This is a genomic window from Phreatobacter sp., assembly GCF_022843985.1.
Lineage (GTDB): Bacteria > Pseudomonadota > Alphaproteobacteria > Rhizobiales > Phreatobacteraceae > Phreatobacter.
Genome location: NZ_JALHMP010000031.1, coordinates 1 through 18,541, shown reverse-complemented (window position 1 = coordinate 18,541; position 18,541 = coordinate 1). Strand labels below are relative to the sequence as shown.

The following is an 18,541-nucleotide window of genomic DNA, read 5'->3' as shown; positions in this document are numbered from 1 at the left end:
GGAGGGAGGCGGGGAGGAACCTCCACCCTCACGAAGCCGCGCCGCCCCCTTCGTCATGGCCGGGCTTGTCCCGGCCATCCACGACTTGAACACCGCAGCCTCAAGGAATGCGTGGATGCCCGGGCCAAGCCCGTGCATGACGCGCTGCGGTTCGGGTGTTAGGTCGCTTCAGGCCCACGCCGTGAGCCTGACCTCTCACACCTTGACCGGCGCCTTGCTCACTGCCGCATCGAGCGAACGCAGCAGCGGCAGCACCACGTCGATGGCCGGTGTGGCGATCCCCTGCTCGCGGCCGAAGACCTGCAACTGGCCGACGATGGCCTCGACCTCCATGGGCCGGCCAGCCTCCGCATCCTGCAGCATGGAGGGCTTGCCGCCGGGGCGGCCGGGCCGCGCCGGCAGCGCGGCGGCGGGGTCGACCGTCGCAGTCAGGTCCCAGCCCAGCGCCTTCGCCACCGCGAGCAGCTCGCGGATCAGCGTCACGCCGAGGTCGCCAAGGCCCGGCACCTCGTGCCAGCGGCCGAGCGGCAGGCGGGAGAGGGCGCAGAGCGGATTGGCGGCGATGTTGAGGACGAGCTTCTCCCACATGGCCTTGCGGATGTCGCCGGTGACCTCGCCGTTGAGGCCGGCCTTCTGGAAGATCTCGGCGGCGGCATCGGCCCGCGGCGAGGCGTCCCCCGTCGGCTCGCCGATTACCCAGCGGTTGCCGGCCGAATGGGCGATGACACCGGGCTCGGTCACCGCATTGGCGGAATAGACCACGCCGCCGAGCACGCTCTCCGGCCCGAGCTCGCGCCACAGCCGGCCCTCGGGGTCGAGGAGGGGGAGCGAGCCGTCCTCGCTGAGGCCGTGGTTCCACCACCACGGGACGCCGTTGGTGAAGAACAGCGCGGCGGCGCCGGGGGCCAGCAGCGCCTTCAGCGGCGCGGCGATGGCGGGCAGGGAATGGGCCTTCAGCGTCACCACGACGAGGTCCTGCGGCGGCAGGGTGGCGGGATCGTCGGTCGCGGCAAAGGGCTTGCCGCCGAGCGTCTGGCCCTCGCTGTGCAGCGTCAGGCCCTTCTCGCGGATGGCGGCGAGATGGGCGCCGCGCGCCACGACGGAGACCTCGGCGTCGCCCGCCGCGATCAGCCGTGCCGCGGCATTGCCGCCGACCGCGCCGGCGCCAAAGATGCAGATCTTCATGGGGGAGGCTCCGGGGTCAGATCACGTTGAGTTCGAGAACCGGCTCGTTCCGCAGGATGCGGTCGAAACCGAAGACGGAGAGGTCGAGGCTGCGATAGCCGCCATGGATGATGAGCTCGGCCAGCGCCCGTCCGGCCGCCGGCGCCTGCTGCAGGCCGTGGCCGGAAAAGCCGTTGATGAACATCAGGCCGGCGACATCCGGATGGGGGCCGAGGATGGCGTTGTGGTCGAGCGTGTTGAAGTCGTAATGCCCGGCCCAGGCGCGCATCTGCCGGAGCTGTTCCATGGCCGGGATGCGCGTCGCCCAGGCCGGCCAGACATGGGCCTCGAACTCGTCGTGGGCCGGCTCGAAATCGCCGTAGGCGGCCGGATCGGGGTCGCCCTCGCCCGGTCCCCAGCCGCCGATGACGAGGTCGCGCTCGGGCCGCATCCACACCCCCGAGGGGTCGACGATCAGCGGCATGTCCGGGAAGGTCTCGGGGCATTTCACCACGAAGACGGTGCGCTTGCGGGGCTCCACCGGCAGCGGCACGGCGATGCCCGCCGCGAGCCGTCCCGCCCAGGCGCCGGCAGCCAGCACCAGCGTGCCGCAGGTGCGCGCCGAGCCGTCCTGCATCACCGCGCCGGTGACACGGTCGCCCGCGCGGGTGAGGGAGGCGACCTCGCCCTTTTCGTAAATCGCGCCGGCCTCCCGCGCCGCCTTGCGGAACAGGTCGAGCAGCATGGCCGCGTCGAACCAGCCCTCGCCGCTGCGGCCGAAGGCGCCGAGCGCGACGTCCTCGGTGGAGAGCCAGGGAAAGCGCGCCTGCAGCTCGGACGGGCCGAGCAGCAGGATATCGGCGCCCTCGGCGGTCTGCGTCTGCCAGTTGGCCTCCAGCACGCCCTGCCCGTCCGGCGAGGCGAGGATCAGATAGCCGCCCTCGTGGAAGCCGATATCGGCATCCGCGCCGAACCGGTCCTTGAGGGAGCGGATCACGTCGATGCCGAACCGGCTCAAGCGGATGTTCTCGGGCGTCGAGAACTGCTGCCGGATGGAGGCGGCCGACAGCGTCGTGGACGCCTGGGCATAGGTCGGATCGCGTTCGATGACGCGTACCGTCCCGGCATAGCCGAGCTCCTTCTTGAGGAAATAGGCGGTGCAGGAACCCATGATTCCGCCGCCGACGATCAGCACATCAGCGTGTGTCACGCGTTGCGTCTCTTTCGGGCATCAGCGTGTGTCACGCGTTGCGTCTCTTTCGGGATTGCGTCTCGTTCGGAAGGACGATGGCATGCATGCTGCGATGCAGCTAGCCTTGCCCGCACATAGCCCACCTCCGGACCCGAACGCCATGCCGCTCCGTCCCCGCCGCTCCGTCCTCTACATGCCCGGCTCCAATGCCCGCGCGCTGGACAAGGCCCGCAGCCTTCCCGCCGACGTCGTCATCCTCGACCTCGAGGATGCGGTGGCGCCCGATGCCAAGGAGGTTGCCCGCGGCCAGGTCGCCGCCGCCGTGACCGCGGGCGGCTTCGGCCATCGCGAGGTGGTGGTGCGCATCAACGGCCTCGACACCGCCTGGGGCGCCGATGACCTCAAGGCGCTGGCGCCGACCGGCGCCGATGTCATCCTCATCCCCAAGGTCAGCCGCCCCGAGGATCTCGTTGCTGCCGGCAAGGCCATCGTCAGCGCCGGCGCGCCCGACCGCACCGCCGTCTGGGCGATGATGGAGACGCCCCTCGCCATGCTGAATGCGGCGGTCATCGCCGCCGCCGTGGCGGACCGGCGGACACGCCTCTCCGGCTTCGTCATGGGGACCAACGACCTCGCCAAGGAGACCGGCGCGCGCATCGTGCCGGGACGGGCGCCGATGAACGCCTGGCTGATGCTTTCGCTTGCCGCCGCCCGTGCCCATGGACTCGCCATCCTCGACGGCGTCTGGAACGAGATCGCCGACGAGGCCGGCTTCGCCCGCGAATGCGCCGAGGCCCGCGACATGGGCTTCGACGGCAAGACGCTGATCCATCCGAGCCAGATCGCGCCCTGCAATGCCGCCTTCTCGCCGGCCGAGAAGGAGGTCGCCTGGGCGCGGACCATCATCGCCGCCTTCGACCTGCCCGAGAATGCCGCCCGGGGCGCCATCCAGGTCGAGGGCCGCATGGTCGAGCGGCTCCATGCCGACATGGCCCGCAAGCTCGTCGCCATCGCCGACGCCATCGCGGCGCGGGCGGCCGAAGCCTGACCCTCGTCCGATCCGGCCGGTTGCCCTCGCCGCCGCTTTCGTGAGACACGGGCGTCATGGCGGATGAGGTATCCTCGGCGGCTCCGGCCGCCATCGACGTGAGGCGGCTGCGCGAGGCGCTCGGCACGCGCTCCGTCGTGCTCGTCGGACTGATGGGCGCGGGCAAGTCCTCCGTCGGCCGGCGGCTCGCCCAGCGCCTCGGCCTGCCCTTCGTCGATGCCGACACCGAGATCGAGAAGGCGGCGGACCTCACCATCCCCGAAATCTTCGACAAGCACGGCGAGGCCTATTTCCGCGCCGGCGAGGTCCGCGTCGTCGCCCGCATCCTCGATACCGGCCCGCAGGTCCTGGCCACCGGCGGCGGCGCCTATATGAACGCCGAGACACGCGCGCGCATCCGCGAGCGCGGCATCTCCATCTGGCTCAAGGCCGAGCTCGACGTGCTGATGAAACGCGTCAAGCGGCGCGGTGACCGGCCGCTGCTCAAGGCCGACGATCCCCAGGCGGTGCTGAAGCGCCTGATGGACGAGCGCTATCCGGTCTATGCCGAGGCGGCCCTGACCGTCCTGTCCCGCGAGGCCACCCACGAGGACGCCGTCGAGGATGTTCTCCGGGCGCTCGCCTGCCATCTCCTGCCGCCTGCCGAACGAGCCCTGCCGTGACCCTGCCTCCCGACCTCGACGATGCCGGTGCGGCGACGCGCGTTCCCGTCGTGCTCGGCGATCGCTCCTACGACATCCTCATCGGCTCCGGCCTTGTCGCCGGCGCCGGCGCGCGCATCGCCGCCCGGTTTCCCGGCCGCGCCGTGGCCATCGTCACCGATGCCCATGTCGGTGATGTCCATGGCCCGGCGCTGGAGGCGAGCCTCGCCAAGGCCGGCATCCGCCACCACCGCATCACCGTCGCCCCCGGCGAGGCGACCAAGCGCTTCGCCGTGCTGGAAGAGGTGGTCGACCAGATCCTTAGCCATCGCCTCGAGCGCGGCGACATCGTCCTCGCCCTCGGTGGCGGGGTGGTGGGCGATCTCGCCGGCTTCGCCGCCGCCATTGTCCGCCGCGGCATGGGCTTCGTGCAGATGCCGACCTCGCTGCTGGCCCAGGTCGATTCCTCGGTCGGCGGCAAGACCGGCATCAATTCCCGCCACGGCAAGAACCTCATCGGCGCCTTCTACCAGCCGGGCCTGGTTCTGGCGGATACCGATGTGCTCGACACCCTCTCCACCCGCGAATTCCGCGCCGGCTATGCCGAGGTGGCGAAATATGGCCTCATCGATGATCCCGGCTTCTTCGCCTGGCTGGAGGCCAACTGGCGCGGCGTCTTCCAGGGCGGCAAGGATCGCGTCCACGCCATCGCCACCTCCTGCCGCGCCAAGGCGGCCGTCGTCGCCCGCGACGAGACCGAGACGGGTGATCGCGCCCTGCTCAATCTCGGCCACACCTTCGGCCATGCCCTGGAGGCCGCCACCGCCTATGACGGCGCCCGCCTCGTCCATGGCGAGGGCGTTGCCATCGGCATGTGCCAGGCCTTCCGCTTCTCGGCGCGGCTTGGTCTCTGCCCGCCGGATGCGGCCCAGCGCATGGCGAACCACCTGAAGCAGGTCGGCCTGCCCACCGAACTCTCCGAGATCCCCGGCGGCGTCGGCGACGTCGACCGCCTCATGGCCGCCATCGGCCAGGACAAGAAGGTGGCGCGCGGCAAGCTCACCTTCATCCTCGCCCGCGGCATCGGCGAGAGCTTCATCGCTAAGGATGTCGACCCTGCCGCCGTGCGCGACTTCCTTGCGGTGGAGCGGGCGAGAGGCTAGTTCGCGGGGTCTGCCCGCACGTGACGCGGGATCCGATCCTGACTTCATTGCTGCCGCATGCCGGCCGAGGACGCCATGGACGAACTTGCGATCAACCCCTGGCTGGCGGTGGCACTCATCGTCGTCTGCCTGTTGCTGTCGGCCTTCTTCTCCAGCGCCGAAACCGCCATGTCAGCCGCCTCGAAGGCGCGGATGCTGGCGCTCGAGAGCGCCGGTGACAAAAGGGCCGGCATCGTCAGCCGCCTGCTCGACACGCGCGAGCGCCTGATCGGCGCCATGCTGGTCGGCAACAACATCGTCAATACCGGCGTCGCCGCCTTCGCCACGTCGCTCTTCGTCGCCGTGCTCGGCGCCGAGGGCGTGATCTATGCCACGGCGGTCATGTCCATCCTGCTCATCGTCTTTTCCGAGGTCCTGCCGAAGACGGTGGCGATCTCGCGTCCCGAATGGATGGCGCTGCTCTATGCCCGCCCGGTCTCCGTGGTCGTCGCCCTTTTCGGCCCGATCCTGGTCGGGGTGGAGGCCCTGGTGCGCACCGTCCTGCGGCTCTTCGGCATGCGGATCAACGAGAACCAGAACGTGCTGACCGGCGCGGAGGAACTGCGCGGAACGGTCGAGCTGATGCACAAGGAAGGCTCCTTCGGCAAACATGACCGCGACATGGTCGGCGGCATCCTCGACCTCAAGGACCTCACCGTCGAGGATGTCATGGTCCACCGCACCAAGATGGTGACGATCGATGCGGGCGATGCTCCCGACAAGGTCGTGCGCGACGTCCTCGCCGCCCCCTACACGCGCATTCCGCTGTGGCGCGACTCGCCGGAGAACATCATCGGCGTGCTGCACGGCAAGGACCTGCTGCGCGCCCTGGCGGCGGCCGGCGGCGACATGACGAAGATCGATCCCGCGGCGCTCGCCCTGCCGGCCTGGTTCGTGCCCGATTCCACCAGCCTGCAGGACCAGCTCAAGGCCTTCCTGCGCCGCAAGACCCATTTCGCCCTGGTCGTCGACGAATATGGCGAGGTCATGGGGCTCGTCACCCTCGAGGACATCATCGAGGAGATCGTCGGCGACATCAAGGACGAGCACGATGTCCAGGTCACCGGCGTGCGCCCGCAGCCCGACGGCTCGGTCAATGTCGACGGCTCCGTGCCGGTGCGCGACCTCAACCGCGCCATGGACTGGCGCCTGCCGGACGAGGAGGCGACGACCATTGCCGGCCTCGTCATCCACGAGGCGCGGTCGATCCCCGAGAGCGGCCAGACCTTCACCTTCCACGGCTTCCGCTTCCAGGTCCTGCGCCGCCAGCGCAACCGCATCTCGGCCCTCAAGATCACGCCGCTCGACCGCCTCAACTGAGCGCGGGGCGACAGGCAGAAAGGACAGCCGATGGCCGCAGACGCGGTGGTCGAACCGGGCCGGGGGCTGATCGCCCTCATCGCCCACGACAAGAAGAAGCCCGACATGCTGGCCTGGGCCCGCCGCCACCACGGGCGCCTCGTCCGCCATCGGCTGGTGGCGACCGGCACGACGGGGGCATGGCTGAAGGCCGACATGCCGGACCTCGACATCCGCCTGATGAAGAGCGGCCCGCTCGGCGGCGACCAGCAGATCGGCGCGCTGATCGTCGAGGACAGGATCGCCCTGCTGGTCTTCCTCGTCGATCCGCTGTCGCCCCACCCCCACGACGTCGACGTCAAGGCGCTGACGCGGCTCGCCGTGGTCTATGATGTGCCCATGGCGTGCAATCTCGCCACCGCCGACCGGCTGGTGGCGGGACTGTAGGGGGCGGGTCGGGCCGCGCGGCCCCCGCCCTCACTCCCCCGGCGCCTTGGTCTCCATCGCCAGGGCATGGACGCGGCCCTTGAGTTCCGCATCGAGGGCCAGGTTCACCATGCGGTGGCGGTCGACGCGGGACTTGCCGGCAAAGGCGGCCGAGACCAGCTTGACTCGGAAATGCGTCTCGCCGCCCTCGCGCCAGCCACCATGGCCATGATGCTGGTGGCTCTCGTCGATGACCTCGAGCGCCGTGGGGGCGAAGGCGGCGGTCAGCTTCTCGGTGATGGTGTCGCGAACGGTCATGGTTGTCTCCCGGACCCGCCATATCGGCCGCCCTCGCCGGCACCGCAAGTCCAGCGTGGTCGAGCCCGTCAGTTCCGCCGTTCCAGGGCGGCGAAGGTTTCTCGCAGGATCTCAGCGACCGGCCGTGCGCCTCCCTCCCGGCCGAAGGCCTCGAGCGACAGTCGAAGCGCTCCGATCGCCATCATCGCCACCAGCCGTAGCGAGGCCTCGCGGTCGGGCGCCGGCCATTTCTCGCGCATGGCGGCGAACAGCGTGCGCTCGTGAATCACGTAGCTGGCGAGCTTGCGCGCCTGGACAGCGGCGTTCGACCGCATGAGGCGGTCGATGGCGATCATGTCCGCGGCCGGGTAGCGGGCCAGCTCCGCGACGATGGCGTCGCGCACCGCTGACAGCGGCTCCTTGTCGTCCGGCTGTGCGCGCAGCGCCCCCGCCAACTGGTCGCCCATCCCGCTCTCCAGCGACAGCAGGATCTCGTCCTTCGAGGCGAAATAATTGAAGAACGTCCGGCGCGAAATGCCCGCCGCCGTGGCGATCTCGTCCAGCCGCGTCTCGTCATAGCCGTTCCGGATGAACAGGAGGAGGGCGGTGTCGACGATGCGCCTCTCGGTCTCCCGGCGCTTGCGTTGCCGCAGGCCCTGGCTCTCGCCTCCATCGACGCCCATAAAAAATTGCCCTTGATGCAAGATTGCACTTGGTGCATATATTTTTGCACAGGGTGCAGTTTTACGGAACGATGACGACATGGCAAGATGGACCGCGACGGACATTCCCCCGCAGGACGGCCGCAAGGCCCTCGTGACCGGCACGGGCGGGCTCGGCCTCGAAACTGCGCTCGCCCTCGCCCGGGCGGGTGCCGATGTGGTGATTGCCGGACGCAGCGCCGCGAAGGGCGACAGGGCCGTCACGAAGATCCGCGGGGAGATCCCGTCCGCGGCGGTCCGTTTCGAGGAGGTCGACCTCGCTAGTCTCTCCTCTGTCCGCGACTTCGTCCATCGCTTCGCCGGCCGGGAGGAGCGCCTCGACCTCCTTGTCAACAATGCCGGCGTCATGGTGCCGCCGCGCCGCGAGGTGACCGTCGACGGTTTCGAACTGCAATTCGCCACCAACCATCTCGGCCATTTCGCTCTGACGGCTGGGCTGTTGCCGCTGCTGCGGCGCGGCCGGGACGCCCGGGTGGTTGCGCTCTCCAGCATCGCCGCGCGGCAGGGGGTGATTGATTTCGACGATCTCAACGCCGAGCGCTCCTACCGGCCGATGCAGGTCTACAGCCAGTCGAAGCTCGCCTGCCTGATGTTCGCGCTCGAATTCGAGCGGCGCAGCCGGGCCGGCGGCTGGGGCGTCGCCGGCATTGCCGCCCATCCGGGGGTCGCCCGCACGGACCTGCTCCACAACGCGCCCGGCAAGCGCAGTCCGGCTGGCCTCGCCCGCAGCCTGCTCTGGTTCCTGTTCCAGCCGGCGGCCCAGGGCGCATTGCCGACCCTCTACGCCGCGACCGCGCCTGAGGCGGTCGGCGGCGGCCATTACGGGCCGGACCGCATCAACGAGATCAGGGGCTATCCCGTCGCCGCGAAAATTCCGCCGCAGGCGCTGGACGAGGCGGTCTCCGGCCGCCTCTGGTCCGTGTCGGAGGCGCTGACCGCGACGAGGTTCTGACGGGGCTTCCGCAACCCCAAAGCCCGCTCGGCCGCCTTGCCGGGAGTGTCACGCCTCTGATACACCCCCCGCAACGAGCATCGAGGGGAAAACCCATGCAGAAATTCACCGTCCTCACCGGCGTCGCCGCGCCCATGCGCACGATCAATGTCGATACCGACATGATCATTCCCAAGCAGTATCTGAAGACCATCAAGCGCACCGGCCTCGGCAAGGGCCTGTTCTCCGAGGCGCGCTACCGGGACGACGGGTCGGAAAACCCGGATTTCGTGCTCAACAAGCCGGCCTATCGCAACGCCCAGATCCTCGTCGCCGGCGACAATTTCGGCTGCGGCTCGTCGCGCGAGCATGCCCCATGGGCGCTGCTCGATTTCGGCATCCGCTGCGTCATCTCCACCAGCTTCGCCGACATCTTCTACAACAACTGCTTCAAGAACGGCGTCCTGCCGATCACCGTCACCCCGGAACAGCTCGAGAAACTGTTCGAGGATGCCGACCGCGGCTCCAATGCGACGCTTACCGTCGACCTCGAGGCGCAGGAGATCCGCGGCCCCGACGGCGGCACGATCCGCTTCGACCTCGACCCCTTCCGCAAGCACTGCCTGCTCAACGGCCTCGACGATATCGGCCTGACCATGGTCAAGGAGAAGGCGATCGACAGCTTCGAGAAGACCGTCTCGACGGCGCGTCCCTGGCTCTGACGGAACGACCCGGCGCGCGGCGCGCCGGGTCATCCGGGGGAACGGGTCGATGATCGAACGGGCGCAACCCGCCCGCCTCGCCGGCTCAGTTGGGGCGGAAGGGCAGCGACGAGTGATGGACGACGATGCGCAGGCGGCCGGCATCGTCCTTGACGAACTTCCAGGTCTTGTCGACCGTCGTCACGGCGCCGTTCGGGCCGGTGATGCTGACATTGCCCATGGTCGTGGCCGAGTCGCCGGCGATGAAGATGGCGCTGTTGGCGATCTCGCACTTCGTCCAGCCGTTCAGGGCGAAACCCTTGTCATTCGGGAAGGCGGTGTCGCCGCCGACGAAATAGGCCAGCGCGCCGGCGCGGGTGGTGCGGAAGGTCTGCGGCGCGACGGTCAGGGTCGGTTTGAACAGGACGGCGCCCATCTGGTAGCCGTAGGCGGCGTCGATCACCCGCTCGGCCAGCGCCTTGGCGGCCGGCTGCCCTTGGGTCGCATGGGTGGTGCTGATGCTCACGAGGGCGTCGCACCAGGCGCGCTGGGCGGCGAGGACTTCGGTCTGGGTGACGGCCTGGTTGACCACGGTGGTCTGGGCCGAGGCGGCGCCGAACGGAACGGCCAGGGCGAGAAGCGCGGCGGTCATCATGGAATTGCGGGCGGACATGTGCTCTCCTAGGGGAACGCTATCGGCGTCAGGCGGGGCGGCCGGGTTCGACCGCGTGTCGACGTTGTAGGCCCCGCGGCTGACGCCGCCTTGAACCCGGCATGAGCGCGCACTGAATTCTTCATGAACATCGGATGACGACCCCACCGCCGGCGCATGAGACCAATGTCTTCGGGAGGCGCCTGACGCTCGCCCTGGCCGCCCTCGGCTCGATCGCCGTGATCCAGGGCGCCGTGGCGCTGTGGGCCGTGGGGGAGGCGGAGCGCCACGTGCTGCGCGGGCGTGTCGCCGCCGATATCCGGCAGGGCTTCACCGAGCTGCGCTCCGAGAAGCAGCAATTGCGCACCTGGCTCGCCCAGCAGCAGTTCGGGGCCGGTGCGCGCGACAGCCAGCGCGACGCGCTGCTGCAGCGGATGCGGGTCATCCTCGCCGATCTCAAGGCGCTCGCCGATCAGGCCGTGGTGCTGGACGACGGCCCGGCCGCCCGCCAGCGGCAGGCCGGGCGCCGCGACGCGCTGGTGGTTCTGGAGGGCAGCATCGCCCAGCTCGAGCGGGGGCTGGCGAGCCTCAACCCGCCGCCCGTCGGCATGGACACCAACCTCGCCTGGTCGATCGCCAATGAACTGTTCGACCGGGCCGAGGGACAGGATCTGCGCCTGCTGCTCGCCGACAGCATCGACCGGGAGGATGTCTCCCTGCGCGAGAAGCGGGCCGACACCAATGCTGCGCTCGCCTGGCTGCGGCGGTTCTGGATCGGGTCGACCACCACGCTCGCCCTCGCCGCCCTGCTGCTGGCCGCCTTCTTCGCCCGCGCCCTGCGCGGCCCGCTGCGCAGCCTCTCCGAGGGCGCCGCGGCCTTGCGAGCCGGCCGCCTGTCGCACCGGATCGGCCTCTCCGGCTCCGACGAATTCGCCGCCGTCGCCCGCAGCATGGATGCCATGGCGGCGGAACTGGCCGAGCGCCGGCGCATCGAGACCGAGGCGCGCCAGGCGCTCGAGGAACAGGTCGCCGCCCGCACCGACGAACTGACCTCCGCGCTCGTCGCCCAGCGCGAGGCGGAGGTGCGCCGGCGCCAGCTCTTCGCCGACATCAGCCACGAATTGCGCACGCCGACGACCGCCATCCGCGGCGAGGCGCAGATCGCCCTGCGCGGTGATCCCAAACCCGCGGACGAATACAGGGGCTCGCTGCGGCGGATCGAGGATGCCTCGCGCCAGCTCGGCCTCGCCATCGACGATCTCCTGACCATGGCCCGCAGCGACATCGACGCCCTGTCGCTGCGCCGGGTCCCCGTCGATCTCGTCGCCGTGCTCAACGACGTGCACTCCCATGGCCAGGCCATGGCCCTGGCGAGCGGGGTGCGGCTGGAGCACGAGCCCTGGCCGGCGGCCCTGGCGATGAGCGGTGATGCCGACCGCCTCAGGCAGCTCCTGCTGGCCCTCGTCGACAATGCCGTGCGCTATTCACGCCCCGGCCAGACGGTGCGGCTGGAGGCCGTGGCGATCGATGGGCCGCGCCCTCTGGTCGAGGTCCGGATCCACGATGAAGGGATCGGCATCGCCGCCGATGACCTGCCCCGGGTCTTCGACCGCAACCACCGGGCGCCCGCGGCAATCGCCCATCGCGCTGATGGCAGCGGCCTCGGGCTGCCCATCGCGCGGGTCCTCGCCCGCGGTCACGGCGGTGAGATCGCCATCACCAGCGCCCCCGGTCGCGGCACGACCGCCACAGTGACCTTGCCGCTCGCCTTCACCGTGCCGAAGGTCCCCGCATGAACATCCTGATCATCGAAGACGACCAGCGCATCGCCGACTTCCTGCAGCGGGGCCTGCGCGCCGAGGGCATGCGCGTGCAGGTGGCCCGCAATGGCCGCGACGGGCTGGACCTCGCCCGGGCGGCCTGGAAGGAGCAGTCCGCCGGCGGCGAGACCACGCTGGTCATCCTCGACATCATGCTCGGCGACATCACCGGCCTGGAGGTCTGCCAGACGCTGCGCGCCGCCCAGGTCGAGCTGCCCATCCTGGTCCTCACGGCGCTCTCGACCGTCGAGGACCGCGTCGCCGGATTGCGCCTCGGGGCCGACGACTATCTCTGCAAGCCCTTCGATTTCGAGGAACTCCTGGCGCGGATCGAGGCCCTGCGGCGCCGCGGCCGCGGCCTCAAGGCGGCCGCCACCACCGTCCTGCGGGTCGCCGACCTCGAACTGGACCGCACCACGATGAAGGTGACCCGCGCCGGCAAGGTCGTGGCCCTCACGGTGCGCGAACTGGCCCTGCTCGAACTGCTGATGAGCGCGCCGGGGCGGCTGTTCAGCCGCGAGCGCATCCTCGCCAATGTCTGGGGGGTCAACGAGGACCCGCTCACCAACATCGTCGACGTCTATATCGGCCGGCTGCGCAACAAGATCGACACCGGCGCGGTGCCGCTGATCCATACCCAGCGCGGTCTCGGCTATCGGCTGGAGGCCGATCCCGCCGCCGCCCGCCCGCCCGCCGACTGAACCGGTCCGTCGCGCCGGGAGCGGGGCCCTCTCCCGCGCCGCGCCATCTGTTCCCGGCGGCCGCGACTGTGTAAACCTCGCTCCCCGCGCCCCACGCCAGGACCACCGCCATGGACCGCCGCCTCATCTCCACCGGCTCACCCTTCGAGAAGACGGCCGGCTATTCCCGCGCCGTGGTGCAGGGCGGTTTCGTCTTCGTCGCCGGCACGACGGGCTACGACTATGCCACCATGACGCTGCCCGCGGGCATCGAGGAGCAGACGCGCAACTGCTTCCGCACCATCGCGGCGACGCTGAAGGAGGCCGGCACCTCCATGGCGAATGTCGTGCGCGCCACCTATTACATCACCGATGCGGCCGATGCCGAGACGGTGTTCCCGATCTTCGGCGAGGTCTTCGGCGACATCCGCCCGGCCTCCACCCTTCTCGTCGTGGCCGGCCTGTTCAAGCCCCAGATGAAGGTCGAGATCGAGGTCACCGCCGCCCTGCCGGGCGTGGCCACCGATACCCTCTTCTCCTGACGCCGCAACCGGCCGGACCTGCCATGACCGATCCCACCCTGCCGAGCCTTGCCGACCTGCGCGGCGAGATCGACCGTATCGACGCCGCCATGCACGGCCTGCTCATGGAGCGCGGCCAGATCATCGAGCGGCTGATCGAGGTGAAGAAGACCGCCGAGACCGGCTCCGCCTTCCGGCCGGCGCGCGAGGTCGACGTCGTCCGCCGCCTCGTCGACAACCACAAGGGCCGCCTGCCGGTGGAACTCGTGGTGCAGATCTGGCGGCAGATCATCTCGACCTTCACCTATGTCCAGTCGCCCCACTCCGTCCATGTGGTGATGGGGCCGGAGCAGGAGAATGCCCGCGAGCTCGCCCGCTTCCATTTCGGCTTCGGCGTGCCGCTGGTGAAACATTCCAGCCCCGGCTCGGTCATTGCCGCCATCGCCCGCGACCGCGGCGATCTCGGCCTCATCGGCCTCGGCCCCGCCCGCGACGCCTGGTGGGAAAAGCTCGGCGGCCCGGACCAGCCGATCGCCATGGCCACCGCCCCCGCCATTGCCCGCGCCGCCAGCCCGCGGCCGCCCCAGGCCCTGGTCATCGGCCATCCCTCCATCGACACGGCCGGGCTCGACACCCGCCTCGTCGCCCTGACGCTGGCCGGCCGGCCGCCGGTGGAGGTCGACGCTGTCCTCGCCAGCGCCGGGGAGGGCGGCCGCCACCATCTCCTCGCCTGGGGCCCGCGCGAGGCCTCCGAGGCGGAGATCGCCCAGGACGCCGCCTCGGGCATGGCTGTTGAAGCCGCCCGCACGGTCGGCTACACCGCAAAGCCGATAGCCGCCTGACGGTCCACCCGCCGGGCCCGCCCCTCATCCGGTGCCGACATGACCCTTGAAGCCACGCGTCCCGTTCCCCGTCCCGGTGTGATGGCGATCGATGCCTATGTCCCCGGCAAGTCCGGCGCCCCCGGCGTCGACAAGGTCTACAAGCTCTCGTCCAACGAGACGCCGCTCGGCGCCAGCCCGAACGCCATCGCCGCCTACAGCAAGCTCGCCGGCAAGCTGGAGCTCTATCCCGAAGGCACTTCCGCCGAACTGCGTCAGGCCATCGCCGCGCTCTACGGCCTCGATGCCGACCGCATCCTCTGCGGCTCGGGCTCGGACGAGCTGCTGTCGCTGCTCACCAACGCCTATCTCGGGCCCGGCGACGAGGGCCTGTTCACCGAGCACGGCTTCCTCGTCTACAAGATCGCCATCCTGGCGGCCGGCGGCACCCCGGTCATCGTCAAGGAGAAGAACCTGACGGCCGATGTCGACGCCATCCTCGCGGCGGTGACGCCGAAGACGAAGATCGTCTATCTCGCCAATCCCAACAACCCGACCGGCACCTACATCCCCTTCGACGCGGTCAAGCGGCTGCATGCCGGCCTGCCGAAATCGGTGCTGCTGATCCTCGACGCGGCCTATGCCGAATATGTCCGCCGCAACGACTACGAGAGCGGCCTGGAACTGGTGGCGTCGAACGAGAATGTCGTGATGACGCGCACCTTCTCGAAGATCTACGGCCTCGCCGCTCTGCGCATCGGCTGGATGGTCGGCCCCGCCCATCTCATCGACGCTGTGAACCGCATCCGCGGCCCCTTCAACGTCAATGCCGCGGCGATCGCCGCCGGTGCCGCCGCCATTGCCGACCAGGCCTTCGTCCAGAAGGCCATCGAGCACAATGACACCTGGCTGCCCTGGCTGACCGCCGAGATCGAGAAGCTCGGCCTGACCGTCACCCCCTCGGTCGGCAATTTCCTGCTGATCCATTTCCCGAAAGAGGCCGGCAGGACCGCCGCCGAAGCCGATGCCTATCTCGTGTCGAAGGGCCTCGTCCTGCGCCGGGTCGCCGCCTATGGCCTGCCGGATGCGCTGCGCCTGACCATCGGCGATGAGGAGGCCAACCGCCACCTCGTCGCTACCCTTGCCGAGTTCATGGCACGGTGACCGGCCAGCCCCTCTTCGGCAAGGTCGCGCTGATCGGCATGGGGCTGATCGGCTCGTCCATCGCGCGTGGCCTCAAGGCCGTGCCGCTGGCCGGCACCGTGGTGGCCGCGGACCGCTCCGAGGCCGTCATCGCCCGCGTGCGCGAACTCGGCATCGCCGACGCCGCGACCACCGATCTGGCGGCGGCCGTTCAGGACGCTGACCTCGTCATCGCCTGCGTGCCCGTCGGCGCCATGGGGGCGGTGGCCGAGGCCATCGGGCCGCATCTGAAGCCGGGCGCCATCGTCTCCGATGTCGGCTCCACCAAGGGCTCGATCGTCGCCCAGATGGCGCCGCATATGCCGACCGGGGTTCATCTCATCCCCGCCCATCCGGTGGCGGGCACCGAACATTCCGGACCCGATTCCGGCTTCCCCGAACTGTTCCACGGCCGCTGGTGCATCCTCACTCCGGTGCCGGACACCGATCCCGCCGCCATCGACAGGCTGGCGGCCTTCTGGCAGGGCCTTGGCTCGAAGACCGAGGTCATGGCGCCAGACCATCACGACCTCGTTCTGGCCATCACCAGCCACGTGCCGCATCTCATCGCCTACAACATCGTCGGCACCGCCTCCGACCTCGAGACCGTCACCGAGAGCGAGGTCATCAAGTTCTCGGCCGGCGGCTTCCGCGACTTCACCCGCATCGCCGCCTCCGACCCGACCATGTGGCGCGACGTCTTTCTCCACAACAAGGAGGCGGTGCTGGAGGTGCTGGGCCGCTTCACCGAGGACCTGATCGCCCTCCAGCGCAACATCCGCTGGGGCCAGGGCGACCAGCTCTTCGACCTCTTCACCCGCACCCGCGCCATCCGCCGCTCGATCATCGACCAGCGCCAGGACACGGCCGATCCGGATTTCGGGCGTAACCGCAAGTGACCGCCAGCATGACCGCCGACGCCATCATCGCCCTGCTCGGCCTGAAGCCCCATCCCGAGGGCGGCTTCTTCGTCGAGACCTTCCGCGATGCGCCCGGCGCGGACGGGCGGGCCGCCTCCACCGCGATCTATTTCCTGCTCCGGCGCGGCGAGCGGTCCCACTGGCATACGGTCGATGCCGTCGAGATCTGGCACTGGCACGCCGGGGCGCCACTCAGACTGTCGCTGGCGGCGGGCGATGCCGGACCGGTCGCCCACCTCGTCCTCGGCGCCGATCTGGCCGCCGGCGAGCGGCCTCAGGGGATCGTGCCGCCGCACCACTGGCAGGCCGCCGAGAGCCTCGGCGACTGGACGCTGGTCGGCTGCACCGTCGCGCCCGGGTTCGATTTCGCCGGCTTCCGGCTGGCGCCTCCCGGCTGGATGCCGGGCACCTGACAGGCAGTCCCATGACCGACATCGCCCTCGTCCGCACCTTGGAGGAGCGCCTCTTCAATGCCTGGCCGGCGCTGCAGACCGTCTATTGCGACGGCTGGCTGCTGCGCATGGCCGGCGGCCATACCAAGCGCTCCAATGCGGCGAGCCCCTTCTACCCCTCGTCGATCTCCGGCGAGGAGCTCATCCGCACCGTCAGGACGCTCTACCGCAAGGCCGGCATCGAGCCGATGGTGCGCATCACCCCGCTGGCCGGGGAGGGGATCGACGCCGCCCTCGCCAGCGCCGGCTGGACCGTCTACGACGAGACCGATGTCATGGTCGCTTCCCTCGCCGACCGGGTGAAGATGACGGGTGCGACCGATGCCGCCGTCGTCCTCTCGCAGGAACCCTCGCAGGCCTGGATCGACGGGGCGGCGGGGGCCTATGACCTCGCCGACTGGCAGCGCGACATGCTCGCCCGCATCGTCGGCGCCATCCGGGTCGAGACCGCCTTCGCCACCGTCTATGTCGACAGGCAGGCGGTCGGCTTCGGCCTCGCCGTGGCCGATCGCGGCTATGTCGGCCTCTATGATCTCGCTGTCACGCCCGTCGCCCGCGGATCGGGCGCCGGACAGCGCATGATCGGCGCGCTGCTGCACTGGGGCCGGTCGCACGGCGCCCACACGGCCTATCTCCAGGTGCGCAAGACCAATGTGAAGGCCCATGCCCTCTACACGCGGCTCGGCTTCACCCTGGGCTATGATTATCATTGCCGGCGGATGCAGCAGGGGTGAGGGCGCCTGCTGCCGCTGCCCTACCCGTCATGGCCGGGCTTGTCCCGGCCATCCACGACTTGACCACCGCGGCAAAAGGAATTCGTGGATGCCCGGGCCAAGCCCGGGCATGACGGAAAGGTGGTGCAGGAGGCGAGCGCCACCTGCCTCCTACCGCCTGATCATGTCCTTCGCCGCGACCACCGATCCCGCCACGATGAGCGCCACCGAGGTCCCGAGCACGAGGCTCGCCTGGGCATGGCCGAAGGCGACCAGCGCCAGGGTCGAGATCACCGGCGCGGCATAGCTCGCCGCCCCCAGCACCTGGATGTCGCCGCGCTTCATGCCGCGGTCCCAGAGGTAGAAGGCCGCCCCCACCGGGCCGAGGCCAAGGGCGAGGATCGCCAGCCATTCGACGGCGGAGCCCGGCCAGACCGTGGTCTCCAGCACAAGATGGCAGCCGAGCGCCAGGGCGGCGGTGGCAAGGCAGAAGCCGGCGACCGCCTCGGTGGGCACGTCCGGCAGCAGCCGCGCCGTCACCGAATAGGCCGACCAGACCAGGGCGCAGCCGAGGGCGGCGGCATAGCCGAGGAGATGGCCGGAGGCGAAGCCGGCACCCAGCCCGCCGCGCCCGGCGATCAGCAGCACCGTGCCGGCGAGACCCAGCAGCGCGCCGAGGAGGTGGTGGGCTTTCAGCCGCTCACCCGGCAGCAGCGCCGAGAAGACGACGATCAGCAGCGGCCAGAGATAGTTGAGGAGGTTCGCCTCCGCCGCGGGGGCGAAGCGCAGGGCGGTGAAATAGAGCGCGTGATAGCCGAACAGTCCGGCGACGCCATGCAGCCAGACCCGCGGCGGCTGGACCAGCAGCGCCAGGCCGCCCGGGCGCGTCGCCACCACCGCGAGCCCGATGCCGCCACCGATGGCGAAGGTCATGGCCGTCAGCTGGAAGGGCGGCACGGTCCCCGAGGCCGCGGTGAACAGCGCCAGGAGGCCCCACAGGGCGATGGCGCCGAAGCCGGCGAGGGTGGCAGGGCGCGAGAGGGCAGGTCCGGCGGACATGGAAGGCCCATAACGGCAGGCAGCGACCGTCGGGTCGCCGTGGCGGGCACCGTCGGGCGCGGAAGGCTCCGCGCCGGGGGATGGCGCCTCAGCGCCGG

Annotated in this window: 21 protein-coding genes; 15 read left to right on the top strand and 6 right to left on the bottom strand. The window is 70.1% G+C overall.

The features are described from left to right. Positions 1-195 precede the first annotated feature (195 nt). Together Q0C57_RS17830 and Q0C57_RS17825 are read right to left on the bottom strand one after the other, a co-directional pair. The gene (locus tag Q0C57_RS17830; protein WP_296578299.1) at positions 196-1,185 is read right to left on the bottom strand and encodes a 2-dehydropantoate 2-reductase; all 990 of its coding nucleotides are present in this window, start codon (positions 1,183-1,185) and stop codon (positions 196-198) included. 16 nt (positions 1,186-1,201) lie between these two features. Continuing rightward, positions 1,202-2,374 (bottom strand): FAD-binding oxidoreductase, encoded by a 1,173-nt coding sequence (locus Q0C57_RS17825; RefSeq protein ID WP_296578296.1) that lies wholly within the window; start codon positions 2,372-2,374, stop codon positions 1,202-1,204. A 142-nt stretch (positions 2,375-2,516) separates the two neighbouring features. Here Q0C57_RS17825 and Q0C57_RS17820 point away from each other — a divergent pair, with 142 nt between their 5' ends. The 5 genes from Q0C57_RS17820 (at position 2,517) to Q0C57_RS17800 (ending at position 6,993) form a co-directional block, all read left to right on the top strand. Further along, positions 2,517-3,404 (top strand): CoA ester lyase, encoded by an 888-nt coding sequence (locus tag Q0C57_RS17820; protein WP_296578293.1) that lies wholly within the window; start codon positions 2,517-2,519, stop codon positions 3,402-3,404. Positions 3,405-3,460: 56 nt separating this feature from the next. After that, positions 3,461-4,066 (top strand): shikimate kinase, encoded by a 606-nt coding sequence (locus Q0C57_RS17815; RefSeq protein ID WP_296578292.1) that lies wholly within the window; start codon positions 3,461-3,463, stop codon positions 4,064-4,066. Between the two features lie 2 nt (positions 4,067-4,068). Next, a complete protein-coding gene (gene aroB / locus Q0C57_RS17810) occupies positions 4,069-5,208 on the top strand; it encodes a 3-dehydroquinate synthase (RefSeq protein WP_296578367.1) in 1,140 nt (379 codons plus the stop codon). A 75-nt stretch (positions 5,209-5,283) separates the two neighbouring features. Further along, positions 5,284-6,567 carry an HlyC/CorC family transporter gene (locus Q0C57_RS17805; protein WP_296578289.1) on the top strand — a complete coding sequence of 428 codons (1,284 nt, stop codon included), beginning with the start codon at positions 5,284-5,286 and terminating at the stop codon, positions 6,565-6,567. A 30-nt stretch (positions 6,568-6,597) separates the two neighbouring features. Then, positions 6,598-6,993: a methylglyoxal synthase gene (locus Q0C57_RS17800; protein ID WP_296578287.1), complete on the top strand. Its 396-nt coding sequence runs from the start codon at positions 6,598-6,600 to the stop codon at positions 6,991-6,993. Between the two features lie 30 nt (positions 6,994-7,023). Here Q0C57_RS17800 and Q0C57_RS17795 read toward each other — a convergent pair whose 3' ends face one another. Together Q0C57_RS17795 and Q0C57_RS17790 are read right to left on the bottom strand one after the other, a co-directional pair. Continuing rightward, on the bottom strand, positions 7,024-7,290 hold the full coding sequence (locus tag Q0C57_RS17795; protein WP_296578283.1) for a BolA family transcriptional regulator: 267 nt from the start codon (positions 7,288-7,290) through the stop codon (positions 7,024-7,026). 68 nt (positions 7,291-7,358) lie between these two features. Then, complete coding sequence (locus Q0C57_RS17790) at positions 7,359-7,952, bottom strand: TetR/AcrR family transcriptional regulator (RefSeq protein WP_296578280.1); 594 nt, start codon at positions 7,950-7,952, stop codon at positions 7,359-7,361. Between the two features lie 79 nt (positions 7,953-8,031). On the opposite strand from Q0C57_RS17790, the gene Q0C57_RS17785 reads away from it, so the two are divergent. Next, a complete protein-coding gene (locus Q0C57_RS17785) occupies positions 8,032-8,943 on the top strand; it encodes an SDR family oxidoreductase (RefSeq protein WP_296578277.1) in 912 nt (303 codons plus the stop codon). A gap of 95 nt (positions 8,944-9,038) precedes the next feature. Next, positions 9,039-9,644 (top strand): 3-isopropylmalate dehydratase small subunit, encoded by a 606-nt coding sequence (leuD, locus tag Q0C57_RS17780; protein ID WP_296578274.1) that lies wholly within the window; start codon positions 9,039-9,041, stop codon positions 9,642-9,644. Between the two features lie 85 nt (positions 9,645-9,729). On the opposite strand, the gene Q0C57_RS17775 is transcribed toward leuD, so the two are convergent. Next, positions 9,730-10,296: a hypothetical protein gene (locus Q0C57_RS17775; protein ID WP_296578271.1), complete on the bottom strand. Its 567-nt coding sequence runs from the start codon at positions 10,294-10,296 to the stop codon at positions 9,730-9,732. Between the two features lie 134 nt (positions 10,297-10,430). On the opposite strand from Q0C57_RS17775, the gene Q0C57_RS17770 reads away from it, so the two are divergent. The 8 genes from Q0C57_RS17770 to Q0C57_RS17735 all read left to right on the top strand — a co-directional run bounded on the left by Q0C57_RS17770 (position 10,431) and on the right by Q0C57_RS17735 (position 17,405). Continuing rightward, positions 10,431-12,071, top strand: a complete 1,641-nt coding sequence (locus tag Q0C57_RS17770) for an ATP-binding protein (RefSeq protein ID WP_296578268.1) — start codon at positions 10,431-10,433, stop codon at positions 12,069-12,071. Then, entirely contained in the window at positions 12,068-12,796 is a 729-nt protein-coding gene (locus Q0C57_RS17765) for a response regulator transcription factor (RefSeq protein WP_296578265.1), read from the top strand. The genes Q0C57_RS17770 and Q0C57_RS17765 overlap by 4 nt, the downstream gene beginning before the upstream one ends. Positions 12,797-12,906: 110 nt before the next feature. After that, on the top strand, positions 12,907-13,317 hold the full coding sequence (locus Q0C57_RS17760) for a RidA family protein (RefSeq protein WP_296578262.1): 411 nt from the start codon (positions 12,907-12,909) through the stop codon (positions 13,315-13,317). A gap of 23 nt (positions 13,318-13,340) precedes the next feature. After that, a complete protein-coding gene (locus tag Q0C57_RS17755) occupies positions 13,341-14,138 on the top strand; it encodes a chorismate mutase (protein WP_296578261.1) in 798 nt (265 codons plus the stop codon). 39 nt (positions 14,139-14,177) lie between these two features. Further along, on the top strand, positions 14,178-15,281 hold the full coding sequence (hisC, locus tag Q0C57_RS17750; RefSeq protein WP_296578259.1) for a histidinol-phosphate transaminase: 1,104 nt from the start codon (positions 14,178-14,180) through the stop codon (positions 15,279-15,281). After that, on the top strand, positions 15,278-16,198 hold the full coding sequence (locus Q0C57_RS17745; RefSeq protein ID WP_296578258.1) for a prephenate/arogenate dehydrogenase family protein: 921 nt from the start codon (positions 15,278-15,280) through the stop codon (positions 16,196-16,198). The genes hisC and Q0C57_RS17745 overlap by 4 nt, the downstream gene beginning before the upstream one ends. Before the next feature lie 8 nt (positions 16,199-16,206). Further along, on the top strand, positions 16,207-16,632 hold the full coding sequence (locus Q0C57_RS17740) for a cupin domain-containing protein (RefSeq protein WP_296578256.1): 426 nt from the start codon (positions 16,207-16,209) through the stop codon (positions 16,630-16,632). Positions 16,633-16,643: 11 nt separating this feature from the next. Further along, positions 16,644-17,405 carry an N-acetyltransferase gene (locus Q0C57_RS17735; RefSeq protein WP_296578254.1) on the top strand — a complete coding sequence of 254 codons (762 nt, stop codon included), beginning with the start codon at positions 16,644-16,646 and terminating at the stop codon, positions 17,403-17,405. A 150-nt stretch (positions 17,406-17,555) separates the two neighbouring features. Here Q0C57_RS17735 and Q0C57_RS17730 read toward each other — a convergent pair whose 3' ends face one another. After that, the gene (locus Q0C57_RS17730; RefSeq protein WP_296578251.1) at positions 17,556-18,443 is read right to left on the bottom strand and encodes an EamA family transporter; all 888 of its coding nucleotides are present in this window, start codon (positions 18,441-18,443) and stop codon (positions 17,556-17,558) included. Between the last annotated feature and the right edge of the window lie 98 nt (positions 18,444-18,541).